We start from the raw sequence: 25,684 nt of genomic DNA on the forward strand, positions 1-25,684 counted from the left end.
AATTTTATGCAAAAAGAATTTTACAATCTAATTGGCGTTATGTCAGGAACTTCATTGGACGGAGTTGATTTGGCTCACATCCAATTCGAAATAAAAAACAAGCAATGGTCATTTAAAATTCTCGAAAGCGAAACCGTTCCTTACAGCACGGATTGGGTAAACCAATTAAAATCGGCAGTAGATTTCTCTAAAGAAAATCTCGAAATTTTGAATAAAAAGTACACCCAATTGCTATCACAGATAATTGTAAATTTCATTGAAAAACACCAAATCACAAATCTTGATGCCGTGTGTTCTCATGGACATACCATTTTACACCAACCTCAAAACGGATTCACACTTCAAATAGGCAATCTTCCAGAAATAGCAACTTTGACAGGGCAAAAAATAGTTTGCGACTTCAGAGTTGAGGATGTTCAATTGGATGGACAAGGAGCCCCCTTGGTACCTATTGGTGACCGAATTTTATTTTCTGAATACGATTACTGTATGAATCTAGGTGGTTTTTCTAATGTTTCTTTCGAAGAAAATGGCAAAAGAATCGCTTTCGATATTTCGCCTGTAAACACCGTGTTGAATTTTTATGCTGACCAATTAGGCCTAAACTATGATGATAAAGGAAAAATTTCAAGTACCGGAAAAATCCACACGGAATTACTAAGCAAACTCAATTCCTTAGAATTTTATCAGCAACCACATCCAAAATCCTTAGGTTTTGAGTTTGTTAAAGAAACAGTGTTACCGCTTATGGAAAGCTATAAAATCTCAATTGAAAACAAACTAAGAACATTCACGGAACATATTGCTATACAAACGGCACTAGCCTTACCCGAAAAAAAAGGTCGCTTATTCATTACCGGCGGAGGCGCTTACAATGATTTTTTAATTTTTTGCATTCAAAAGCAACTGCCAAAAATGACCGTTGTCATCCCTGAAAAGAAAATCCTTGAATTCAAAGAAGCTTTGATTTTTGCTTTACTTGGAGTTTTGAAATTAAGAAACGAAATCAATGTTTTGAGTAGTGTAACCGGAGCAAAAGAAGATCATAGTGGCGGTTTTATTTACCTTCCAAATCACATTAAAAACTAAATACTCTAATAGAACGACATCATTTTAATTCCGAAGACTGTTTTTTACTCTTAACAATTTTTAGTACTTTTCGACGTTTTTAATACGAGCATTATAATTTAAAAATACCAATGAGTTCAACCATTTCATCAGATCAAAAAAAATCACTGGCAATATCATCACTTTTATATGGGATAATGCTTTTGATTTTATTCTTTATCCGTTTTTGGCCTCCGGCAAATCTGGACCAACTAACAGGTGGCGGTGGTGGTGGCGGTGTTACTATCAACTTTGGTGACAGTGACTTAGGCTCGGGAGCTAATTATAAAAGTGAAGTTTTAGAAGTAAAACATCAGGCTAAACAAGTACCTTCAAAAAGCACTCCTGACGAAGCCATTTTATCACAGGAAAACACTACCGAAGAAAGTGTTGTAATTCCAACCAAAGAGAAAACTAAAAAGCCTGTCGTGGTTGTAAAAAAAGAAGAGCCTAAACCGGTTGTAATTGCAAAACCTAAAGTCTCGAGCAGCACTAACAATGCCTTAGCCAGTATTATGAAAGGCTCAAACAGAGGCGGTGACGGCGATGACAAAACGGCCGGAAACAAAGGAAAATCGAACGGAAACCTAAATTCGAATGGTTATTACGGAGTGGGCGGTTCAGGCGGAGGAACCGGTGGTGGTAATGGAACTGGTAACGGAACTGGTACCGGCCCCGGAAGTGGCTCTGGTTCAGGTGGAGGATACGGAAGTGGCTCTGGTGGTGGAACAGGTTATTCACTGGGAAACAGAAGAGCAATTTCAAAACCCGTTCCAAGATACAACTGCAATGAAGAAGGAAAAGTAGTTGTTGAAGTTTCAGTAGACCGAAATGGGAGAACCACTAATGCAGTTGCCGGAATAAAAGGAACGACAAATACCGCAAGTTGTTTATTAGATCAGGCAAAAATTGCAGCAATGAACACCAGATGGCAACCTAGTGATAATGCCCCTGAAAGACAAGTAGGAACTATTACTTACAACTTCAGACTTAACTAATAAATTTTCAAAACAAACATAAAAAGAGAGCCTTAGTTTTTGAAACTAAGGCTCTCTTTTTATCATTAGAATTTAATTACTATAATTCTTAATTCTTAAAAAATTACTTCGGACTTGTAGCGATAACAAATTTCAAATTGTTTTTAACTCCTATTTGCAACACATCAACTAAATCCTGTACCTGCAAATTAAACGGAATTCTAACAATCACCGTTTGATCTTTCTCAGTATCCATCTTAGACATTAAAGTTGTTTCTAATTCCTCAAAAGCAACAGGCTGCTTATCTATGTAGAATTTTTTATCTTCAGTAACTGATAAACTGATGTATTGTTTATTTGTTTTTTCATTACTCTTTGCTTTTGGCAAAGTCATCTTAATCACATTCGGATTAGCCAAAGTAGAAATAATCAGGAAAAACAGCAACAAAAAAAACATAATGTCACTCAATGACGAAGTGGCTACTTCGGCATGGAATCTTCTTTTTCTCTTAATTGACATAACTTATGATTTTTGAATAATATTGACAAACTCCAATATTTGTTTCTGAATTTTTAAAGCAAAATGATCAACTTTCCCGTTTAATAAATGGTATCCACTATAAGCTATAATCCCCACAATCAAACCTGCACCACTACTAATCATTTTTTCATACAGTCCTCCGGAAATATTACCAATACTGATATTTTCGGTCACCGAAATGCTGTAAAAAATCTTGATAACCCCAGAAATAGTTCCGATAAATCCTAAAGTAGGTGCAATACCGGCAATAAGCCCTAATTGCCCCAGATGTTTCTCCATCTCACCTATTTCAATATCGGCTGCACGGTCCATATTCGATTCAATCTCTGCAATTGGTCTGCCTACAACCTGAATTCCTTCTTTAATGATAGTTCCTGAGGCCGTATTACTTCTCTCAGCAATAGCAGTTGCCATAACTAAATTTCCGGAAACAAGATTAACACTTACATCTTTTAATAAATGGGTATCAATTTTTGAGGCTTTATTAATGTATAAATAACGCTCTATAATCAAATAAAAAGTATAAAATAATAAGATTGCAATCGGGATTAGAAAAAAACCTCCTTTTAAAAGAAAACTCAAAACAGAAATTTCCTGATTTGCAGCCACATTTTCGACTACAACATTCGACGCAGCATTAGCAATAGTATCGGCCTGTAATTGTATCAAACTAAACATATATTATTTTTTAAATTTTACTCATTAGTTATTAAAAAATACTCCAATTTTGTATTGTAGTAACTTTTAGTTGCAATATTAAACTAAAAAAATCGAAATTTATTTCAGACCTCAACTAATTTATCAAAATATAATGAATTATCAAGAAACCACGGCTTGGATGTTCAAGCAGCTTCCCATGTATCAATTGCAGGGGGCTTCTGCCTATAAAAAAGATTTAACCAATACGCATTTGCTAATCAATCATCTTGGTAATCCTCATTCTAATTTAAAATGCATTCATGTTGCCGGAACTAACGGAAAAGGCTCCACTTCGCACATGCTTGCTTCTATACTACAGGAAGCAGGTTACAAAGTTGGGCTTTATACTTCGCCGCATCTAAAAGATTACAGGGAGCGCATCAGAATTAATGGTTCTGAAATCGCCGAAGATTTTGTTTGCGACTTTATCAACTCCAATAAAACTTTTTTTGAAGCCAATGACATTAGTTTTTTCGAAATGAGCGTTGGATTAGCTTTCGATTATTTTGCAAAAGAAGAAGTGGATATCGCGATTATCGAAGTCGGAATGGGCGGAAGACTTGATGCCACAAACATTATCACTCCATTGGTTTCTATAATAACTAATATCGGATTAGACCACGTTCAGTTTCTTGGAAACACTATAGAATCAATAGCTTTTGAAAAAGCTGGAATCATCAAACCCGAAATCCCGGTTGTCATTGGCGAATATACCGCTGAAACAAAACCTGTTTTCGAAGCAAAAGCAAAAGAAACCAATTCCGAAATCTATTTTGCGGCTGATTTAATTACCGAAGAATTTCCTTCTGACTTAACTGGCAATTATCAAAAACACAATAAAAAAACCGTCCTGCAAACCATTAAAGTTATAAATAAGCAAACTGATTTTAGCATCAGCCAAAATAATATTGAAACGGGCTTATTAAATGTGGTAAAAAATACGGGACTTCTGGGCAGATGGCAGCAATTAGGCACATCACCAAAAATAATTTGTGACACCGCACACAACAAAAACGGCTTAGAAATTGTTTTAAACCAAATTCAAAACGAAAAATTCGAACAATTACATATCGTTTTAGGAGTAGTAAACGACAAAGATTTAGACGAAGTACTGCCTTTATTTCCAAAAAATGCCATTTATTATTTTTGCAAGCCAAATATTCCACGAGGCCTTGAAGCTTTAACCTTAAAAGAAAAAGCAGCTCAACACGGTTTAAAAGGCCCAATATTACACTCTGTAACAGAAGCTTATAAAAAAGCCAAGGAATCCGCTAATCCCAACGACTTCATATACGTAGGAGGAAGCACCTTTGTAGTTGCAGAAATTTTATAATTTTTTTCATTTTTTGTTTGCACAACTGAAAAAGGGTTGTATATTTGCACTCGCAATCACGAAATGATAGCAACAAAATAGGGCGATTAGCTCAGCTGGTTCAGAGCACCTCGTTTACACCGAGGGGGTCGGGGGTTCGAACCCCTCATCGCCCACAAAATTTAAAAACTCCATGATCAAATGTTTTGGAGTTTTTTTTTATTCCCCAAAACTTAAAGATTACTCCATTCGAATTCACCCCCGCACAAAAAATCCATATCGCTAAAAACAAAAAACCCGAAACTCTCGTTTCGGGTTTTAATTCTGCGGAGAAAGAGGGATTCGAACCCCCGGACCTGTTACAGTCAACAGTTTTCAAGACTGCCGCATTCGACCGCTCTGCCATTTCTCCAGTATATCACAACCATTTCGTGATTGCGAGTGCAAATATAGAATGTTTTTCCTGATAAAAAAACACTTTGAACCAAGTTAAATCAAAATTATTGCAACAAAACAAGCCCCTGTAAAAAACACATACGCCAACGAACTGACTAAAAACCCTTTACAACCTACACCACCAAATATCCTTGAGCTAATTTTTCAAAAAACAAAATCTGCTCCCGCTCCCAATCAGGATTTTTTCCCAGCAAAGAAGCTATTATTCCGGCAACTATTGGCACAGCTTCCATTGCCGATCTTGCATCCAAAAAAAGCAATCTGATTCTTCTGGCCAAAACATCTTCAACAGTTAAAGCCATTTCGTATTTTACAGCCCAAACCACTTCTGCTTTTGTATACGAATACAAAGGATGAATTTTTTCAGACAAAGAATCATCATCAGCAATCATTTGTTGAATCAAATAAGCATCACAACCATAAACAGCTAAATGAGAATTGATTTTTTGTTTTGAATAACCGTGAACCTTCAAGTGTCTTGTTTTGCAGCGAACAAATTTCAAATCTGAAACTTGTATTACTTTATTAATAGTTTGCTGAGCCATTTTTCTATAAGTAGTCCACTTACCTCCCGTAACATCAACTAAACCGGACGGAAGCACTTTAATACTATGCTCTCTTGACAACAAAGCTGTTTTTTTCTCAGATCCAGCTTTTACCAACGGTCGCAATCCTGTAAAAACACTATTTACATCAGCATAATCAATTTGATGCTTTGAGTATTTATTAAAATGATTAATGATAAAACGGATTTCTTCTTCCAATGGTTTTGGTTCCAACATGACTTTATTAACAGGAGTATCCGTAGTACCCAACAAAACTTTATCGTGCCATGGAATTACAAACAAAACCCTGCCGTCAGAAGTTTTAGGAATTAACATTGCTGATAAACCTTCGAAATACGACTTATTCAATACCAAATGAATTCCCTGAGATGGCACAATAGTTTCCAAATTATGCCCTTCTGCCTTTTGCAATAAAGCATCTGCAAAAACACCCGTTGCATTAACAACCACTTTCGATTGAATTACATATTCCTGATTTGATAATTCGTCTTTAGCTTTTAAGCCAATTATCTTATTGTCTTTTTTTATAAAATCGGTAACTCCACAATAATTCAACACTAAAGCTCCATGTTCTGTAGCTGTTTGAGCTAGATTAATTGCCAATCGGCTATCGTCAAATTGTCCATCATAGTACAAGATTCCACCTTTCAAATTGGTCGAATCTAAATCGGGCAAATGTTTTAAGGTAGCTGCTTTTGAAAGTATTTTAGTTTTACCCAAACTGAATTTAGCCGACAGAAACTCATACACCCACAAACCAAACCCATAATACCATTTGTCCCACCATTTGTAAACTGGCACAACAAAACTTAATTTATGACAAACATGAGGTGCATTTCGCAACATTCTGCCACGTTCGAGTAAAGCCTCCCGAACCAAATGAATATTACCCTGAGCCAAATACCTCACACCACCATGTACTAATTTTGTAGATCTGCTCGAAGTTCCTTTGGCAAAATCATATTTTTCCAAAAGCAAGGTTTTATATCCACGACTGGCAGCATCAACAGCACAACCCAAACCGGTTGCTCCACCGCCAATTATTACAATATCAAATTCTGGATTTTCACGAAGTTGGTTTAATTTCTCTTCTCTGTTCATCAAAAAAAATAACTTTAGACTTGCCGCTGTATTTCACAACTGCAAGCCTAAAGTTAATTTATTTATTGCTGCTTCTATATATTCTAAAGAAATACTTTTCAAGTAATTCAAAATAGCACTTTGAACTAATAAACAATCAATCGTTAAATTGATAAACTAATGTTTGAATAGCGTGTGGCAATATTGAAACTTCAGTTGCTTTTGTTCCAATACACAAATAATATTTTATGGCATCATTACTTTGATTCATCACAACAGTAATCACTTTTCCTTCTGGATTTAAAAAAGAAGTCGTTAGTAACTGGCTTCTACTGGCAACACTACTGATTCTTTTTGCGCCTTTATCAATAAATTTAGAAAAATGACCAATGTAAAAATATGATGGCGTATAAATTAGCTTTCCTGTTTTTGTATCGCCATGTATGGGTGCGAAACAAAAATTACCAACATGATTTGGTCCTCCGTTTTCATCTAAAAGGACATTCCAGTCTGTCCAACCCACCGTTCCGTTATTGAAATCATTAATCATCGATTTTCCATAACGTTCTCCATTTGCCCAAAGCTGTAGTTTTGAATAGTCAAATCTTTCCACACATCCTTCAGTAAAAAGCAAGTTTTTATCCGGATACATTTCCTGGACTTTCCCAACATTTTCAAACATTGAATCCCCTCCACTCCAACTTTCATACCAATGAAATCCTATTCCCCAAACATATTTATTGGCTTCCGGATCATCCAGAATTGTACTTGCTCTTTGAGATATCAAATCCCTGTTATGATCCCAGGCTATAATCTTTTTATCTCCAAGTCCAGTATTCTTTAATGTTGGACCTAAATATTTTTTCAAAAAATCACGCTCTTCTTCGGCGGTATAAATACAAGATTCCCAAGTTTGTTTTGCCATTGGTTCGTTTTGAATTGTAAGTCCCAAAATTGGAATTCCTTCTTTTTGATAAGTACTAATAAACTTCACATAGTAATTTGCCCATGATTGATAAAATTCAGCTAATAATTTTCCACCATGCAACATATTTTCGTTGTCTTTCATAAAAGCTGGCGGACTCCATGGACTTACAAACAATGTTATTTTCCCTCCCGCGGTCGCCATCGCTTTTTTTATTAATGGAATTCTAAACTTTTTATCATGTTCAATGCTAAAACTTTTTAACGCAGCATCTCCTTCCTCGACATAAGTGTAACTTTCAGAACTAAAATCACAACTGTGAACATTCGTCCTAATTAATGAATACCCAATTCCTTTTTCTTTATCATAATAGGCTTGCAAAAATTCCTGCTGACTCTCCATACTCAATTTTGCAAAGACCTCAGCACTGGCATCCGTAATTGCCCCGCCTATTCCTAAAAAGCTTTGAAAAGTTTTATTTGGATTTACAAAAACACAAATTTGAGTTTCAAGAGGCTGTTTTAAATCGGTAAATTGCAAATAAGAATCCGTTTTAGTCAATCTAAAATCAGTATTCTCTGCCGATGTGTAAACCATAACATTTTTGCCTTTTATCAAAAACTCAGCATTCTCACTCAAATATCTTGCTTTTTGCTGAGCAATTAGTAACATTGGAATCAACAGCAAACCTAATAAGAGTTTTTTCATAAAGAATATTTTTAGTGACACCTAGTGTTTCAAATCAGTAAACGGAGTATCAAGTGTAAATGCAGCATGTGTTTTCTCCACTACTTTTTCTTTTTCTAATGTAAATTCAGCGGTTTCTTTTATATTCAATGACGATGCACCCACCAAAACTTTATATTTTCCTGCTTCTGCAATCCAAGCATTTTTATTGGGAACAAATGAAGCCAGGTTTTTAGCATTTAATATCAAAGTGATTGTTTGACTTTCACCGGGTTGTAACAACTTCGTCTTTCCAAAAGCTTTTAACTCTTCTCTTGGTTTATCAATTGATTTTTCAGGAGCAGACAAAAACAATTCAACCACTTCTTTACCTGCTGTTTTACCCATATTGGTTATGGTAACCGAAACAATCATTTTATCATTAAATGTTTTCGAACTCAAAGTAAGATTCGAATAATCAAATGTTGTGTATGATAAACCGTATCCAAATTCATAAGAAGGTTTGACATTAAACGTGTTAAAATAACGGTAGCCAACATAAATCCCTTCTTCGTAATTAACGCTTGTAGGGTTTTCGGCAGGTGTTCCAATCCAATTTTTAGTAGCTGCTGCATCTTCATAATTCACAGGAAAAGTCATAGTCAATTTTCCTGAAGGTGTAACTTTACCTGTAAACACATCAACAACAGAATTTCCGCCTTCCTGTCCCGGTTGCCATGGTAACAAAATAGCATCTACTTTGTCTCTCCAACTGGCTGTTTCAATTACACCGCCAATATTTAAAACAACAACCACTTTTTTGCCTTGAGCATGAAAAATTTCAGAAACACTATTAATCAGATTAATTTCGTCCTGAGCTAAATTGAAATCATCAGCCACTTTACGATCATCACCTTCACCAGCATTTCTTCCAATTGTAATTAAAGCCAATTCTGAAGTTTTCGCTTTATTGTTTATAGTTTCATTGTTTAGATCTAATTCGATAATTCTTTTTGGTGTTGCTAATAAACCGCCTTCCTTTTCGCGGCGAGCCATTTCTTTTACTTTTTGGTCTGCTACATAAGGTTTATATAAGTCTTCTAAATCTTTATCAATAGAAAAACCTGAATTAGTCAGGCCGTCAATCAGTGAAACAGAATATGCTTCGTTGACGTCTCCACTTCCTGTTCCCCCTGCAATAAAATCATAAGAGGTATTTCCAAAAACTGCCAGCGGAGCTGATTTTGATACAAATGGTAAAACAGCATTATCATTTTTCAACAAAATAGTTCCTTCTGCAGCAGCTTGTCTGGTAACTAAAGCATTTTCTTTTAAGTTGGGTTTATTAGAATACTGGTAGTTATTCATCACCGGTGATCTCATAACTAATTCCAAAATTCTTCTCAAATTAGTATCAATTACTTCATTAGTTAATTTACCATTTTTAATATTTTCTAAAATAGCATTTTGCTGGCTAGGTAATCCAGGCATCAATAAGTCATTACCCGCCGAAAGTTGTTTGACCACATCACTAACAGCATCTTTAGAAGAAATAGCTCCAAATCCGTTATAACCACCGAACCAGTCCGACATTACCAATCCTTTAAATCCCCATTCCTCACGCAGCACTGTAGTCAATAAATCTTTTCGAGCCGACGTATATTCTCCATTAACTAAATTATAAGAAGACATTACCGTCCAGGGCTGAGCTGTTTTGACCGCGATTTCAAAACCTCTTAAATAAATTTCACGCAGGGCTCTTTCGCTGATGTGAGCATTAATCCCCATACGATTTCTTTCCTGATTGTTGGCAGCAAAATGTTTGATTGAAGTTCCAACACCGTTTGATTGTACTCCATTTACCATCGCAGCAGCAATGGTTCCTGACAACAATGGATCTTCTGAATAATATTCGAAATTTCTACCACACAATGGATTTCGGTGGATATTCATACCTGGCCCAAGCAACACATCAACACCATATTCTTTCACTTCATTCCCCATCGCTTTTCCAACATTGTTAATCAGCTCTTCATTCCAAGTGGAAGCCAAAGCCGTTCCAACAGGAAATGCCGTTGCATAATAAGTATTGGTATCATTATCTCTGGTTGGATTAATTCGTAAGCCTGCCGGTCCATCCGATACAATCACTGCAGGAATCCCCAAACGTTTTATTTCATAAGTTCCTCCAGCTTCTCCAGGTACTTTTCCTTTATCAGCTCCCGGAATGAATGTGAAAGTATTCACATCAAAACCAGGCATTCCAATCCCAATGAGCATACTCGCTTTTTCCTCATCGGTCATTTTACTGATTAAATCTTGAATGCGATCTTCTACAGCAAGACGATAATCTTCATAAATATCTAATTTTCCGTTTCTATTTAAATCCGTAAAAGTGAATCCGTTAATCGTAATAATTGGATTTTTATCAATCTTATTATTATCTCCTTTCTGGTTCCATGAAATTCCTGAAACCACTAATGTTGAAACCAGCGATACTTTTACTACTTTCCTGATATTGCTAAAATTCATATCTAATATTGTTTGATGTTTATTATTCTCTATCGTTTTCGCATAACTAATCATCAGGAATTAGTTTTCCTCAATTACAAGCATTCCCCATGGAGCCAGATTGATTTCTGAATTCTTAACCACTTTTTCTAAGCTAAGTAAATCCGTTCCGTTTTTACCTTGGGTGTAAGTGAAAGTTTTGGCTTCTCCCGAATAATTAAAAAAGTACCGGATTGTTTTTCCCTGATTATTAATCCCTGATTTTGTAATAAACGGAAAATGTAATTTTTGATCTTCTTTCCACAAACCGGCTTCTTTCAAACCACCTTCCAGAATTTTCTCCATAAGATTATCACCTGGCATAAAACCAATATAAGTCACCGTTCCTTTGCCGTAATTGTTTTGAGTAACAGCGGCATAATTATTCCATTGTGGATGATCATATTTAGCCAGTACTTTGGCAGTGGTAGGAGTCAACAGCTCCATCCAGTATTTTATTTCATTTTTGTTTTTCCCTACCTGAAATGGGTCGTCTTTTAGTGATACATTTTCCGGAATCACAAACTGGCTATAATTCACACCCGCAGCCTCATTGATAATTCCGGGCTGAATGGTGTTACGTACCGTTACATTCTCATTACTAAAACCACTTTTAAAAGTATAAATAATACGCCCTCCATTTTTTGCATAAGCATTCAGTTTTTGCAGCAAGGCATCTGGTGCGGCATATAAAGCAGGTACAATAATCAACTTGTATTTTTCAATATTTGATGACGATGGATCTATAAAATCAACCCCGACATTCATTTTATACAAGGCATCATACATGGGACGCAAAACATCATTATATTGTTCCTTGGCTCCCCATCCAAAACTGAAAGCGTTAAAAGCTGTTTGGGCTTCATTACTGAAAAGAATTGCCACCTCATTCGTTTTTTTAAGACTGGCTATTTTTGAACCTATTTTTTTAAAATCACGACCAATGGTTATCGCTTCGTTATAGGTAGGATTAGGCTGAAAATCATGACTCAATAATCCTTTCCAATACGTCTCGGCAGAATTATGAATCGAATGCCAATGCCAATATTCTAACATATTAGCTCCAGAAGCAATATGACTAAATGCCTGTAATCGTAATTGTCCGGTATAAGGCACCCATTGCGGAAATCCTTGTGCTTCTGTTTCAATAACCAAATAGTTTTGACCATTTTTCATCGAACGAGCCATGTCTCCTCCAAAAGAAATTTCAGTACCCGTTAAATGATCTTGTGTAGGATGATAAATATCTACACCTGCTATATCCATCGCTTTTGCCGCAGCAAAATGATCTACATCACCCTGTATTCCATACGAATAGCCTCTCCAATCAAAGTCGAAATTTTGAGTAACAAACTGTTCCGGTTTTTTATATTCACGAACAATCGATGCTTGCCATGAAAGAAAATCAGTAACTAAACCACGTTGAAACTTAGAAAATTCAGCTTTCAATCCGGCATTAATTGTCCCCACCATAGAAGGAAATTCTTCCCATGAGTTAATGCGATTACTCCAATAATCCAGTCCAAAAGCTGTATTAATCGCTTCGGTAGTTTTAAATTTAGCTTTCATATACTGCACAAATTGCGCCTGAACATTTGCACCAGCTGTACCGTAATGCTTGGTTTCATTGTCAACCTGATAACCAATAATAGCAGGATGGTCTTTTACATGTTCCATGATTTTACGAATAATCCTTTCGGCATGAAACAAGTAATCCTTGTTTGTTATATCCATATTTTGTCTGGCTCCGTATTGATTTTTCCCCATTTGAGTGGTCGCCAATATCTCTGGATATTTTTTAACTAACCAGGCAGGAACAGCATAAGTAGGCGTCCCGATAATTACTTTGATTCCAGCTTTATGCATAGCATCAAGAACTCTGTCTATATGACTAAAATCGAATACATTATCCTTTGGTTCTTCGGTACTCCAGGTGCTTTCAGCAATACGAACTACGTTTATACCCGCATCCTTCATCATTTTAATGTCTTTGTCTAAACGGTCATACGGCATATATTCATCATAATAAGCAACGCCATAAAGCAATTCATTTTTGGGAGCCTGAGCATTTATGGAAGATACCGTTAATATCAAAGCCATAAATCCTGTAATTTTTTTATATAAATTCATCAATTTTTAATTTAAAGATTGAAATTAAATGGAATCTTATTGTAACAAAAAGCTGTTATACGAATCTGCTTCTAATGTTGGTGTGAGTATTTTGTCTCCCACTTTTATGGTAAACTTTTTTTCTTTGGTACTATCATTTTGAACCACGATTACTACACTATTATCAAGGTTAACAAACGCTAATAAATTAGTATAATCACCAGAGGTTTCCAGACGTTTTGCGCCCGGTTTCACAAAATGACTAAGATGTTTCATCAGATAATATTCAAAATTGTATTTGAAGGTTTTATTAATAGTATCGATACTTACCAATGAATTTTGTCTCCAACCCCAAGTGCTTATACCTCCTTCTTTCAATAAAGTATTCCAGTACATATAAGCATTAGCTCCATTGGTTAAATAATGTTTCATTAAGCCCCAGGTATATCCGCAATATTTCCAATCATTTTTTCCATTGCCACATTCCTGTTCTGATTGGTATAATTTAAGATTGGGATAGTTTTTATGAATTGTTGGAATGGCATCTTTTCCAGCCCATTGAAAACCAACTCCTTTAATGGATTTATTAATTGCTGAATCATTCAAAATGGAATCAACTAATTTATAATTTGGACGTTCCATTGTACCAAAGAAAATATCTACCTTCTCCTCATTCATTGCTGGAATTAAATAACTTAAAAATCGGGATAAGCCTTTTGACGTCCAGGTACAACTAGGAAAAACCTGTGCCGAATTGAATTCATTTTGTGGCATTACCATACTGATATTAATATTTTGGGCACGGTATTCCTGAATGAATTTTGAGAAATATAAACTATACGCTTTGAAATATTCATCCTCCTGAATAAACATATCTTTCCCTTCAAAACCTTCCTGCTCTGGTTTTAATCCATTGTCAAAACCTTTAAAATCCATTCCCCATTTTTCTCTTGCTTCGTCTGCAACATCTTGAGGCATGTCTTTAGGAAAAGGTTTTGAGGCATAATGCTTATTGTATTTCATCCATACAGGTGGAGACCATGGTGAAGCCCACAGCTTTATATTTGGATTGTATTTTAATGCACTTTTAATGAATGGAATTAGCGTTTGAGAATCATTTGAAATGCTAAAATTTTTCATTTCAAAGTCTCCGGCTGTTTCATTATAAGAATACCAATTAGTAGAAAAATCATTGGCTCCAACTGGCATACGGCAAATCGTAAAATTAGCTCCTACATTTGGCGAAAAGAGTTCTTTCAAAATCTTTTCTCTATCATCCGCATTTAAAACACTCAACGAAGTCCAACCTAATTCATTGAAACAAGTACCAAAACCGTCAATTTGTTGCAGAGGTTTATTTAAGAGTATCTCTACATCTGTTTTTCCAGTTGTTAAACTCACCTTTATATTCTTATGACTTTGCCATTGTTTGGCTTCTGTACTGGATACCCAGGTTATTTTGCTTTGCGAAAAAGAACAAAAAGTTGTGAGCAACAACATTAGAAATAGTTGTGTATTTTTCATTGATTTATTATTGTTTATGCAATAACAAAACCCATATTTATATTCATTTTCCACTGATTAAATTGAGAATAGCTTTCCTTTTAGAAAAACATGCTCAATTTATACTGCGTTTTTTATGAATTTAAACAGGGAAATTTGAAACTGCTTTTTGATGAAAATTGAATTTGAAAATAATTTTAGAAAGCAATAAAGCCTAACTCATTACTAGTCCAAAACATTAATTTTAGGACATTATATTCCCTTACGGACTTGTTTTGTAGCACAACAAGTCCGCTCAGAAATAATAAAGCCAATAGGCTTCTTGTAAAAAAACACTGAACTTAATTTATTAACCAACCCAACAAATTAATCTTTTCAGTAATCTAAATACTTATTTAATATCCGGTATTATTAGGTAAAAGATTCTTGTTTATTTGAATATCTCCTAAAGGAATTGGTAGCAACTTATGAAATTCTTGCATACCATAATTAAGCGGCTGAAGACTTGAATTTACCTGACTATTCATTAAATTCACCATGTTAATAGTTCCATTTGCATCAGCGCGTTTCAAATCATTCCATCTGGTACGTTCGTAAACCAATTCTAATCGTCTTTCTTTTAATACAGCTAAAGCTAATTCGCTTTTTGTAACTGCAGTAGTATTGGCTAATCCGGCTCTTATTCTTATTTGGTTTAACTGATTTTTAGCTGCATCCAGATTTGCCTGATTTCCAATTTGCACATTTGCTTCAGCTGCCAACAAAATGATATCAGCAAGTCTGATCATGATTAAATTATCACCATTAGTCCATGTGTCACTATATGAGAACTTACCGCAAAAAGGAATTGCCTGAGTTGGATTCCATGCGTTAAAAGGCATATTGAAAGAAGCTCCTGTAACCTGCCAGTTGAAAGTAGATGTATATCTTGCTCCGTTATCTCCGGCATCATTAAACGCTTTCACTAAATCATAGGAACCTATTTGACGCTTTGGCCAGTTATCAAACGGACCATAAGAAAGTACATTTATTTTCCAAACATTATATGGAGAACCAGTGGTAGGAACCTGTAATTCAAAAATGGACTCCGAAGAATTCTTATTTGAAAGTCCCCATAGTTTAGCGTAATCAGCTACTAAAGTGTAAGGTCCTTCTTCGATAACTTTATTACAATAAATTAAACAATTTGGGTAATCTCCCATTTGTGCATAAGTTTTAGCCAGTAATGCTCTCGCAGCTCCTTTTGTAGCTCTGCCATAATCTCCATGGTATGGATTATTGTCTAACACTGCTTCTGCATCTTTCAAATCCTTAATAATTTGTGCATATACTAAATCAGCACTAGTTCTTGAAGGATAGTAATTTCCAGCGTTATTAGACGAAAGAATTAACGGTACATTTCCCCATGAAGTCACTAACCAGTAATAAGCAAAAGCTCTCAAAAAAGTAGCTTCAGCTATTATTTGCGCTTTTCTATTGGTTCCATCCCATTTAGGGTCATTAATAAGAGTTACATTATCAATAGCTGTATTTGCCGCCGTTATATGTTTGTATAATTCCTGCCAACTTAATTGAATTTCACCATTGGAAGATGTAAAAGTGAAATTTTCAAGTGGTTGTTCCACATTATTATCTCCATTGATATAGGTATTATCAGACATACCCTCAGTAGTAAAGAAGTTACTGTATGAATAATAATCCGGCATAGCATTATAAGCTCCATTTAATATGCTTTCGGCATCTGAAGCTGTAGTTAAAGAACCAGCTGCTAGTTGAGATTCAGGAGATTTGTCAAGAAAATCCTGAGAACATGATGTAAGTATTATTGCTAATACTAAGAAATGAGCGTATTTTAATATATTTTTTTTCATCATATTATTTTTTAAAGTTGAATATTAACACCAGCTGTAAAAATTTTTGCTGCCGGATAAGTTCCTCTATCAATACCAAGCGACATCAATGATGAACCAGAGCCAGCATTTTCAGCCTGATTGTTTGTTCCTTGTCCAAATCCATTAACCTCAGGATAGTATCCTTTGTAATTATGAATAGTAAATAGGTTTTGAGCAGTTCCGTAAATTTTCAGTCCTGACAAGCCAAGTTTTTCAACAAACTTTTTCTCGATTTGGTAACTTAAAGTAATATTTCGTAATCTAAAGAAAGAGCCATCTTCGATGTAATGTGAAGAAACTTTGTTTTGCAACATTGCTGCTGCTCCGGTATTAGTTGTCCCATTTCCTAATGCTCTTGGAACACTGGTAATATCACCTGGCTGTTTCCATCTGTTTAATACTTCTGTACTCTCATTGGCATAACCTGACAATCCTTCAATTTCCATTCTTGTTGCATTGTAAACTTTATTACCCTGAACGGCATCAATTAAAAATGATAACGAAAGTCCTTTGTACGCAAATTCATTTGAAAAACCAACCGTATATTTAGGTAAAGCTGAACCTAGATTAACTAATTCGTTACCATAAACTAAATTACCTGTTTGTGGATCCACTCCTTCTGATTTATATCCCCAGAATGTTCCAAGAGGATAACCATTTTTAATAATTTGAGTATAAAGAGGCACTTGACTTCCTCCTATCAAAATAGGTCCTGTTTGAAAAGAGGTACTTTCATCAATGCCTTCAATACGATTTATATTTTTAGAAAAATTCACATTAGACGACCATGTAAAATTATCCCCTTTAATGATATCTGCATCTAATGATAACTCTATACCTTTATTGACGTCATATCCTGGTAAATTCATTGCAGTAACAGAACTTCCTGTAGTTAAAGGTAGTTGTAGTGTAAAAATCATATCTTCCACTTTCTTATGGTAATAATCAGCTGTAAAATTTAAACGACTATCAAAAAATCCTACCTCTAAACCAATATTGGTTTGCGTTGCCGATTCCCATTTCAAATCTGGATTTCCTAACTGAGAAGCTGGTTTAATACCTGGAGCAATATCGGTAGAATTATAAGCATAAGGAGCACCTACATTTAGTAAACTGTAGGTAGGATACAACATAGTATAAGGAGGTAAATTACCTGTTTTTCCCCATCCCACACGTACTTTAAGATTCTGCATCCATTTTACGTTTTCCATGAATTTTTCATTAGAAATTTTCCAACCAGCAGATAATGCAGGGAAATTGCCATAAACAACATTTGTACCTACCCTTGATGATCCATCACGACGGAAAGTAGCTGTAAAAAGATACTTATTGTCGTATCCGTAATTAAATCTTCCAAAATAAGAATTTGTAGACCACTCATATTCTCCTGTTCCTATTTGAAAATCAGAACTGGCAGCATTCAAAGTCTGTACAGCACTTGTTGCAAAACCGGCTCCATGCTGAGTAGAGTTTGCAATTGATTCATTCACTGCAGATGTTCCTACTATTACATCAAAAGAATGTTCTCCAAAATTTTGCTTATAATTCAAAGTATTATCCCATTGCCATCTAAAAACTTCATAGTAATTGCTGTCAGCTCCACCTTGAGAACTACGACCATTCAAACTGCTATATGGATCTAAGAAATAATCATATTTTGAATTTTGAACAACACCGTTTAACTGCGTTTTGAAAGTTAAATTCAGAGGCAATTTAGCCTCAACATAAGTACTCCCTAATAAATTATTAGCAATAGTTTTATTTTCATTGTTGTAAATTAAAGCCAATGGATTTTCGCCGGAATAAAAATTACTCACCCCATAAACACCCGGAATAGGTGCATTTGAAGGCATATAAATTGGAATATACTCTGGAGTTACAAGAGCGCTGAGTACAACTCCTCCAAAATTAGCAGAAGCATTATCTGTAATAGATCTTTGATTGGTTCTGTTGTAATTAATAGATCCTCCAAATTTTATCTTCGATGTAACATCTTGGTTTACATTTAGATTAAGCGAATAACGTTTAAAATTTGAACCAACAATAATACCCTCTTGGTTTAAATACCCCAGACCTAAATAATAATTACCAGTATCTGAACCACCTGAAGTGCTTACATTAACACTGGATTGCGCTGCAGTACGATAAATTAAATCCTGCCAATTGTTGTTTGTCCCCTGCAAATCGTAATAACTTGGAACATTAGGAGCTGTACCTAAAATTTCTGTTTGTAAATCAACCCATTGCGAATTATTTAATACCGGTAATTTCTTAACAATTTGTTGCACACCACCGTAAAAATTAATTTCTGTTCTAGGTTTTCCTTTCTTACCCTTCTTAGTTGTAATAAGAACAACTCCATTTGTTGAACCTGCAGCTCCATAAATACCTGCAGCCGATGCATCTTTTAAAATATTAATTGATTCGATATTATTTGGATCAATTGCCTTAACATTACTTGTAAGCACACCATCAACAACATACAATGGTTCACCACCATTAGGTGATCCAATTCCACGAACACGAACAGATAATGCCCCACCAGGTGATCCTGATGACGATGAAACCTGTACTCCGGAAGATTTACCAGTTATAGCTTCAACAGCACTAACAATAGGTCTATCTGAAACATCCTTAACCTTAACGCTTGAAATTGCAGAAGTCACATCTGTTTTCTTTTGACTTCCATAACCAATAACAACGACTTCTTCTAGTTTTTGCGATTCCGTTTTAAGTTTTATAGTTATATCCTTTCTTCCCTTGATTGGTTCTTCAATTGTAGCATAACCTACAAAACTAATAGCAAACACTCCATTTAAAGGAGCTTTTATTTCAAAGTTACCATCAAAATCCGTAGTGGTAGATTTAGATGTTCCTTTAATTAAAATTGATGCACCTGGAACTGACATCCCGGTTTCGTCAAGTACTTTCCCTTTTACTACAGCATCCTGTGCTTGTGAGTAAACTGAGAATACGATAGACAAAAAGCAAAAAATAAACATTTTTGTTAATTTCATTTTTCTAAATTTTTTGGTTAGTAAATTAGTTATTTGATACAAACTTATCTATTAATTTATGTTATCAATAATTTTTATATATTACAAAAACACATCAAACAACAAAAAAAGACTAGACAAAAACACATCATATTTAAAACAAATCACTGATTTACAGTTGTTTATTTTTTTTATTAGCACTGTTATTAAAACGTTAAATAAATAAAAAACACTACATTTATAAAAACATTAGAAATTATAGAATATAAAAGGGATTTTAACACAAACAACAAATTTCAAACAAAGACAACTAAAACACTAACATCAGCTATAAACCATTAAGATAACATTATTTTCAATTGTATTATGAGTCTAATAAAATCATACTTTATTATCATTATAGTGCTACTTTCAAACAATCTATTCAGTCAGGAAAAAAAAATTGGCTTACCCGAAATCAAAAACTACAGCAGAATAGATTACAAAGGAGATACTCAAAATTGGGAAATCAATCAGGACAAAAGAGGCAATTTATATTTTGCAAATAACAAAGGGCTTTTCCAGTTTGATGGTTCGTCATGGCGCAAATATTCCTTACCAAATTCAGGATTAATCAGATCATTTAAAATAGATAAATCAGGAAAAATTTTTGTTGGTGGAAACAGTGAATTCGGCTACTTCAAACCTGATTCAAAAGGGAAAATGGAATATTTTTCTCTTTCTAAATTAATCAACAAAAATGTGGTTAAATTAATTGATATTGTTTGGAAAACACATCTGTACAATAATGAAGTAATCTTTCAAACATTTTCAAATATCTATATCTACAAAGAAAATAAATTAAGAATTTTAAAGGCACCTGGGCGCTTTCAATTTTCATTTAAAGTAGGGACAAAACTTTATATTCAAGATCATAAAAAAGGATTACTTGAATATATAAACGGCTCACTTACTCCCCTGAAAAATACTACTACTTTGAACAATAGAGAAGTATGGGCCATATTCACATTACCGGATAACAACCTATTAATTGAAACCATAAATAATGGTTTGTTTATATATAATTTTAAAAAAATAGTTCCATGGAACACTGAAGCTAATGAGTTCATGAAAAAAAATGGCGCTTTAGGAGGCACCGTTTTACGAAATGATTTCATAGTTCTTAATTCGGCAACTAATGGAATTATTATTTGCAACAAAAAAGGAAAAATCATACAGCATTTCAATAAAAACAAAGGACTGCAAAACAACACCGTTTTAACATCATTTGTAGACAATAAAAACAATATATGGTTAGGCCTTGATAGCGGAATCGATTTTATTAATGAAAATTCTCCTATCACCTATTTCGGTTCAAGCTATGGAATAAGTACTGTATATGCTTCTGTAGTTTACAAAAACAACCTTTATGTAGCTACAAATCAAGGTCTTTTATATCGCTCTATGAAAAACATATTTAACGACAACACCTTTAATTTGGTAAGTGGCACTTCGGGTCAGGCATGGAACATTCAAATAATAGATGGTCAATTACTTTGCTCTAGTAACAAAGGCGCCTTAGTAATTCAAGACGGAAAAACAGTCCAAACAATTGACACTAAGGGATACATTGGTCTTAAATTAATCCCAAACAAACCCAATTATATGATAGGTTGTAATTATACTGGCTTTGCTGTATTTGAAAAAATTTCAAATAAATGGCAATATAAAAATCAATTGGAAGGTTTCTATGGATACCCATATTCCTTTCAGGTTGAAAATTCAAATTTATGGTTTCAGCTAGATAATTTAATTTACAAAATGACCTTAGCAGATGACATGACAAGAATTAAATCTATTAAAACTTACAAAAACTTATCTAATAAAGACAAAGGCATTGGAAGTATCCAACAAATAAAGCAAGCAATTTATTTTCAAAACAACAATCATTTTTACAAATATAGCGGAGATCTAGATCTATTTTATGAAGACAAAGAAATCAACAAACTATTTAAAAATCTTCCAAAAATAAATACAATAAAAGAGGACCATCAGGGCAATATCTGGTATGTCTTTAAAGAGTCTCTTGGAGTATTGATGAAAAATAATAATGGAACTTACAAAAATATCATCACCCCATTTTCAAATTTAACCGGTAATTTGGTATCCAATTACCTATCAATAAACACAATAGATTCTCATAACATATTCATTGGTCTAACAAACGGAATAGCACATTACAATCCAAAACAAAAAAACAACTTGGTTATCAAACCAAAAGCTTATATAAGGAGTTTTACATACCCTGGTGACACCTTAATTTTAGGAAATGGACAAGAGGAGTTAGAGAAATACAAAATTCCATACAAATTCAACCATGTTAAATTCTCTTTTTCTTCTCCCACTTTTGAAAATCTTGAAAATGTAGAATTTTCATACCAACTAGAAGGATTTGACAAAAAATGGAGTTCCTGGTCAAACAATCCCATAAAAGAATATACAAACCTGAGAGAGGGTAATTATAAAATGAAAATCAAAGTACGGAATAGTTATGGTGTTCAATCTGATGAAACATTCTTATTATTTACAATTTCACCACCTTGGTACAGACATCCTTTTGCCTATTTAATTTATGTAATACTTACTATTACAATTATCTATGTTATCCGAGAAAGAATAAAAATAAAGATTCGAAAAAACAAATACTACGAAACTCTGGAACAAAGAAGATTATACTTAGAAAAGGAAACTAAAATCAGACAAGAACAATATGAACTTGAAAAAGAAATTGAAAAACTAAAAAACGAAAAACTAAAAATAAAAATTTTAGCCAAAGACAAAGAGCTAGTCAACAACTCCTTACAAGTTGCTAAAAAGAACAAGGTTTTAAACAACATTATCAATAAGATAAAGGACATCAATGTAGACACTTTTGACGAAACCACTAAAACACAATTTACTAAACTCAATAGAAGCATTATAAAAGAGGTAAATACTGATAAAAGTTGGCAAGATTTAGAAAAGCATATAAAAAATGTACATTATGATTTCTTAAAAAGATTAAAAGAAAAATATCCTACTATTTCTCCCAGGGAACTTGACTTAGCAACCTATTTATTGATGAATATGTCAACAAAAGAGATTGCAGAAGTAATGAATATTTCCAATGGTGGCGTGGAACTGGCTCGTTACCGATTAAGAAAAAAATTAAATCTTAATAAAAAAGAAAATTTAATTGGTTTTCTGATGAGTATATAAACAACAAACGCCATCATATCCGATGGCGTTTATTATGTGATACTTTTTGTTATTGCAAAAAATCCAAAGTACGCTCTAAAGCCATACCTCGAGAACCTTTTATCAAAATTGTATTGTTTTCGAAATTCACATCTTTTAAACCAACTGAAAAAGAATCGAAGCTTTCGTAGAAATGGAAATTGTCTTTTGGAATCTGGCACTCATAAAAAGCTTTTCCCACAAAATAACATTGAACATTAGCTTCATTTATCAACGAATTCACCAGAGCTTCATGTTCTTTATGGCTTTCGTCTCCTAACTCAAACATATCTCCTAAAATCATTATTTTATTTGATTTTTCAAGCTGTAAAAAATTAGCAATAGCAACCGCCATACTACTTGGATTTGCATTATAAGCATCCAAAATAATTTCGTTACTTCCTTTAGTCAACAACTGAGACCTATTATTTTCCGGAATATAACTTTCTAAAGCTGCTTTTATAGCCTCATTATCCACCTCAAAAAACTTTCCAATCGTTAAAGCTGCATTTACATTATTTGCATTGTACAAACCAATTAAATGTGTTTTTATTTGAAGCGAATCAAATCGTACTTCCACAAAAGGATTTGCTTTGATATCTGCAATCACAACATCAGCATTTTCTCTATTTACACCAAAAGAATAATGTTTTAAAATTTTAGATTTCTCAAGCTGAATAGCGTCTTCAAGATTAATAAAAGCTAATTTATCATTTTTAGCAAGATATTGATACATCTCACTTTTTCCCTTTATTACACCTTCAACCCCACCAAAACCTTCTAAATGTGCTTTACCAAAATTAGTTATATAACCATAATCGGGCTGAGCAATTTCACACAAAAATTCGATCTCCTTCTGATGATTAGCACCCATTTCTACAATTCCAATTTCAGTTTCCTTATTAAAAGACAATAAGGTCAACGGAACACCTATATGATTATTTAAGTTTCCAACAGTAGCTTTGGTTTTAAACTTTTTAGCCAAAACCACATTAATCAATTCTTTTGTAGTTGTTTTACCGTTACTACCGGTCAAAGCAATTATAGGTAATTTTAAATAGTTTCGATGAAACTTAGCCAATTCCTGTAAGGTCACTAAACTATCATCTACTAAAACAGTTCGATCATCAATATAATAATCTTTATTATCAATGATAACTGAAGAAGCTCCTTTTTCAAGGGCTTCATGTGCAAAAGTATTAGCATCAAAACGATCTCCTTTGATCGCAACAAACATTGAATTTTTCTCGATTTTACGGGTATCAATAGATACTCCCGATGATTTTAAAAACAAATTATGAATGTAACCGATATCCATATAAAAATGATTAAAAAAAACAAAAGCCCCAATCAAAGGGCTTTTATCTAGTATGTTTTCGAAATTAATTTCTTGGTGATTTTCTTTTATCTGATTTAGAACCTACTCTTGACATTGCACATCTAAATCCAATATAATCTGTTGCCATATCCTGAGGAAAGTATCTTCTTTGTGCAGGATCTAACCAATACGCTCTATCTCTCCAAGATCCACCTTTATAAACTCTAATTTTATCATTAATCAAAGTAGTTCTTTTACTAGATCTGTCGTATTTTCTAACCATATTCCCTAAGCTATCCGTTGTTACATTGTGCTTAGGAGAATTGTACATTTTCTCAATTTCCTTTTCTTTAGAATTATCAGACTCAGAAGAACCAAAATTATAATACTTAGAAGACTGTTTATCTCCGTCTCGGTAATTAATATTATTACTCTTGTCAAAATTTTGTCTTAAGTAGGTCTCTTTTTCATCAACCGGAACCTGAGCAATTTGACCTGGGAAACTTCTGGCAATGATTTTACCGTTGCTCAAGGTATCATATTTCATGTTATCCTTGGTAATCATTTCTAACTTACCATCTTTTCCTATGCTATTTTTATAATAGACGTTACCTCTGAAATAGTTAAAATCATTCATTTCATTATCAACGATAGGTCTATAAACATCCGCAACCCATTCTGCAACATTACCTGCCATATCATACAATCCAAAATCATTTGCAGCATATGACTTAACCGCATTGGTAATATCAGCACCGTCATCAGACCAACCTGCTATACCTCCGTAATCTCCGTTACCTTGTTTAAAGTTAGCTAACTGATCTCCTTTAGTTTGTCTTTTTCCTGAACGTGTATACTCACCAGACCAAGGATATTTCTTTTGACCTTTATAAATATTATATTCTCTTTGCCCTACATCAGCTGCGGCAGCATATTCCCATTCTGCTTCTGTTGGAAGCCTATATTCCGGCATAATGATTCCTGATGAACGTTGAGCATATACATTTTTTTGTTCTGAAGTACTTCCGTCTTTAGCTTTTACAGCTCTTCCTTTTCCTCTTTTCAAAACGATTTCATCACTTCCTCCTCTAGAAGTTGAAGGAGACATTAAATAAGCTTCGGTATTAAAAGCGTTCTCAGCATTTACATCATCTGTTTTCGCATTCTTTTTCAAATAACCATTACGTTCTAAAACAGCCTCATTAACACGATCTGTTCTCCATTTTGCAAAATCAACTGCCTGAATCCAATTAACACCTACTACCGGATATTCAGCATAAGCAGGGTGTCTTAAATAATTATTAGTCATAGTTTCATTATACCCTAACCTGTTTCTCCAAACAAGAGTATCAGGCACAGCACCATCATAAACTTCCTTATATTCATCAGGTGGAAAAACCAACTTTACCCAATCCAAATATTCTAAATACATAAAATTGGTAACCTCAGTTTCATCCATATAAAAAGATTGAACGTGCTGTTGAGTAGGGGTATTATTCCAATCATGCATAACATCATCCTGTACTTTACCCATGGTAAAAGTTCCTCCTTCTACAAAAACCAAACCCGGACCTGCTTCCTGCTTTTTAGCCGCTGTCTTATTGTCCACATTCCATCCTGTAGCTCTTGAAGAGCCTTTAGAACTGGATTTTTTACTACAACTGGCAAATCCTAAAACAACAATTAGTGATAAAACTAATCGAAAAAATGTAATTTTATTTACTTTCATACT

Annotated in this window: 15 protein-coding genes and 2 tRNA genes; 5 read left to right on the forward strand and 12 right to left on the reverse strand. The window is 34.1% G+C overall.

What is annotated here, in order from left to right:
* Nucleotides 1-6: 6 nt before the first annotated feature.
* Both BLR17_RS11715 and BLR17_RS11720 read left to right on the forward strand, forming a co-directional pair.
* Nucleotides 7-1,089 carry an anhydro-N-acetylmuramic acid kinase gene (locus tag BLR17_RS11715; protein ID WP_066329577.1) on the forward strand — a complete coding sequence of 361 codons (1,083 nt, stop codon included), beginning with the start codon at nucleotides 7-9 and terminating at the stop codon, nucleotides 1,087-1,089.
* Between the two features lie 110 nt (nucleotides 1,090-1,199).
* Nucleotides 1,200-2,105 carry an energy transducer TonB family protein gene (locus BLR17_RS11720; RefSeq protein ID WP_066329463.1) on the forward strand — a complete coding sequence of 302 codons (906 nt, stop codon included), beginning with the start codon at nucleotides 1,200-1,202 and terminating at the stop codon, nucleotides 2,103-2,105.
* Nucleotides 2,106-2,208: 103 nt separating this feature from the next.
* Here BLR17_RS11720 and BLR17_RS11725 read toward each other — a convergent pair whose 3' ends face one another.
* Nucleotides 2,209-2,604: an ExbD/TolR family protein gene (locus tag BLR17_RS11725; RefSeq protein ID WP_066329465.1), complete on the reverse strand. Its 396-nt coding sequence runs from the start codon at nucleotides 2,602-2,604 to the stop codon at nucleotides 2,209-2,211.
* Between the two features lie 3 nt (nucleotides 2,605-2,607).
* Entirely contained in the window at nucleotides 2,608-3,303 is a 696-nt protein-coding gene (locus BLR17_RS11730) for a MotA/TolQ/ExbB proton channel family protein (protein WP_066329466.1), read from the reverse strand.
* Nucleotides 3,304-3,436: 133 nt separating this feature from the next.
* Between BLR17_RS11730 and BLR17_RS11735 the strand changes: the two genes are divergently transcribed.
* Both BLR17_RS11735 and BLR17_RS11740 read left to right on the forward strand, forming a co-directional pair.
* The gene (locus tag BLR17_RS11735; protein ID WP_066329468.1) at nucleotides 3,437-4,657 is read left to right on the forward strand and encodes a bifunctional folylpolyglutamate synthase/dihydrofolate synthase; all 1,221 of its coding nucleotides are present in this window, start codon (nucleotides 3,437-3,439) and stop codon (nucleotides 4,655-4,657) included.
* Between the two features lie 80 nt (nucleotides 4,658-4,737).
* Nucleotides 4,738-4,812 (forward strand) — tRNA-Val (locus tag BLR17_RS11740).
* A 151-nt stretch (nucleotides 4,813-4,963) separates the two neighbouring features.
* Here BLR17_RS11740 and BLR17_RS11745 read toward each other — a convergent pair.
* The 8 genes from BLR17_RS11745 to BLR17_RS11780 form a co-directional block, all read right to left on the reverse strand.
* Nucleotides 4,964-5,048 (reverse strand) — tRNA-Ser (locus tag BLR17_RS11745).
* Nucleotides 5,049-5,205: 157 nt separating this feature from the next.
* Nucleotides 5,206-6,759: a glycerol-3-phosphate dehydrogenase/oxidase gene (locus BLR17_RS11750; RefSeq protein ID WP_066329470.1), complete on the reverse strand. Its 1,554-nt coding sequence runs from the start codon at nucleotides 6,757-6,759 to the stop codon at nucleotides 5,206-5,208.
* A gap of 136 nt (nucleotides 6,760-6,895) precedes the next feature.
* A complete protein-coding gene (locus BLR17_RS11755) occupies nucleotides 6,896-8,371 on the reverse strand; it encodes a glycoside hydrolase family 30 protein (RefSeq protein ID WP_066329472.1) in 1,476 nt (491 codons plus the stop codon).
* A gap of 21 nt (nucleotides 8,372-8,392) precedes the next feature.
* Nucleotides 8,393-10,861: a glycoside hydrolase family 3 N-terminal domain-containing protein gene (locus BLR17_RS11760; protein WP_066329580.1), complete on the reverse strand. Its 2,469-nt coding sequence runs from the start codon at nucleotides 10,859-10,861 to the stop codon at nucleotides 8,393-8,395.
* A 60-nt stretch (nucleotides 10,862-10,921) separates the two neighbouring features.
* Entirely contained in the window at nucleotides 10,922-13,009 is a 2,088-nt protein-coding gene (locus tag BLR17_RS11765) for a beta-galactosidase (protein ID WP_083189532.1), read from the reverse strand.
* Nucleotides 13,010-13,045: 36 nt separating this feature from the next.
* Nucleotides 13,046-14,512 carry a glycoside hydrolase family 30 protein gene (locus BLR17_RS11770; RefSeq protein ID WP_066329479.1) on the reverse strand — a complete coding sequence of 489 codons (1,467 nt, stop codon included), beginning with the start codon at nucleotides 14,510-14,512 and terminating at the stop codon, nucleotides 13,046-13,048.
* Between the two features lie 374 nt (nucleotides 14,513-14,886).
* A complete protein-coding gene (locus BLR17_RS11775) occupies nucleotides 14,887-16,362 on the reverse strand; it encodes a RagB/SusD family nutrient uptake outer membrane protein (protein WP_169817171.1) in 1,476 nt (491 codons plus the stop codon).
* 11 nt (nucleotides 16,363-16,373) lie between these two features.
* On the reverse strand, nucleotides 16,374-19,400 hold the full coding sequence (locus tag BLR17_RS11780; protein ID WP_066329482.1) for a SusC/RagA family TonB-linked outer membrane protein: 3,027 nt from the start codon (nucleotides 19,398-19,400) through the stop codon (nucleotides 16,374-16,376).
* Nucleotides 19,401-19,745: 345 nt separating this feature from the next.
* Here BLR17_RS11780 and BLR17_RS11785 point away from each other — a divergent pair, with 345 nt between their 5' ends.
* On the forward strand, nucleotides 19,746-22,616 hold the full coding sequence (locus tag BLR17_RS11785) for a triple tyrosine motif-containing protein (protein WP_066329486.1): 2,871 nt from the start codon (nucleotides 19,746-19,748) through the stop codon (nucleotides 22,614-22,616).
* Nucleotides 22,617-22,665: 49 nt separating this feature from the next.
* Here the strand turns inward: BLR17_RS11785 and BLR17_RS11790 are convergent, their stop codons facing one another.
* Both BLR17_RS11790 and gldJ read right to left on the reverse strand, forming a co-directional pair.
* Entirely contained in the window at nucleotides 22,666-23,952 is a 1,287-nt protein-coding gene (locus BLR17_RS11790; protein WP_066329488.1) for a UDP-N-acetylmuramoyl-tripeptide--D-alanyl-D-alanine ligase, read from the reverse strand.
* Between the two features lie 64 nt (nucleotides 23,953-24,016).
* Nucleotides 24,017-25,681 carry a gliding motility lipoprotein GldJ gene (gene gldJ / locus BLR17_RS11795; protein ID WP_066329490.1) on the reverse strand — a complete coding sequence of 555 codons (1,665 nt, stop codon included), beginning with the start codon at nucleotides 25,679-25,681 and terminating at the stop codon, nucleotides 24,017-24,019.
* Between the last annotated feature and the right edge of the window lie 3 nt (nucleotides 25,682-25,684).

It is taken from the genome of Flavobacterium glycines (assembly GCF_900100165.1).
GTDB lineage: Bacteria > Bacteroidota > Bacteroidia > Flavobacteriales > Flavobacteriaceae > Flavobacterium > Flavobacterium glycines.

Coding starts and splice junctions, on each gene's coding strand:
- BLR17_RS11725 (WP_066329465.1), bottom strand. CDS start 2,604: ATGTCAATTAAGAGAAAAAGAAGATTCCATGCCGAAGTAGCCACTTCG.
- BLR17_RS11750 (WP_066329470.1), bottom strand. CDS start 6,759: ATGAACAGAGAAGAGAAATTAAACCAACTTCGTGAAAATCCAGAATTT.
- BLR17_RS11790 (WP_066329488.1), bottom strand. CDS start 23,952: ATGGATATCGGTTACATTCATAATTTGTTTTTAAAATCATCGGGAGTA.
- BLR17_RS11765 (WP_083189532.1), bottom strand. CDS start 13,009: ATGAATTTATATAAAAAAATTACAGGATTTATGGCTTTGATATTAACG.
- BLR17_RS11730 (WP_066329466.1), bottom strand. CDS start 3,303: ATGTTTAGTTTGATACAATTACAGGCCGATACTATTGCTAATGCTGCG.
- BLR17_RS11735 (WP_066329468.1), top strand. CDS start 3,437: ATGAATTATCAAGAAACCACGGCTTGGATGTTCAAGCAGCTTCCCATG.
- BLR17_RS11780 (WP_066329482.1), bottom strand. CDS start 19,400: ATGAAATTAACAAAAATGTTTATTTTTTGCTTTTTGTCTATCGTATTC.
- BLR17_RS11715 (WP_066329577.1), top strand. CDS start 7: ATGCAAAAAGAATTTTACAATCTAATTGGCGTTATGTCAGGAACTTCA.
- gldJ (WP_066329490.1), bottom strand. CDS start 25,681: ATGAAAGTAAATAAAATTACATTTTTTCGATTAGTTTTATCACTAATT.
- BLR17_RS11770 (WP_066329479.1), bottom strand. CDS start 14,512: ATGAAAAATACACAACTATTTCTAATGTTGTTGCTCACAACTTTTTGT.
- BLR17_RS11760 (WP_066329580.1), bottom strand. CDS start 10,861: ATGAATTTTAGCAATATCAGGAAAGTAGTAAAAGTATCGCTGGTTTCA.
- BLR17_RS11720 (WP_066329463.1), top strand. CDS start 1,200: ATGAGTTCAACCATTTCATCAGATCAAAAAAAATCACTGGCAATATCA.
- BLR17_RS11775 (WP_169817171.1), bottom strand. CDS start 16,362: ATGAAAAAAAATATATTAAAATACGCTCATTTCTTAGTATTAGCAATA.
- BLR17_RS11755 (WP_066329472.1), bottom strand. CDS start 8,371: ATGAAAAAACTCTTATTAGGTTTGCTGTTGATTCCAATGTTACTAATT.
- BLR17_RS11785 (WP_066329486.1), top strand. CDS start 19,746: ATGAGTCTAATAAAATCATACTTTATTATCATTATAGTGCTACTTTCA.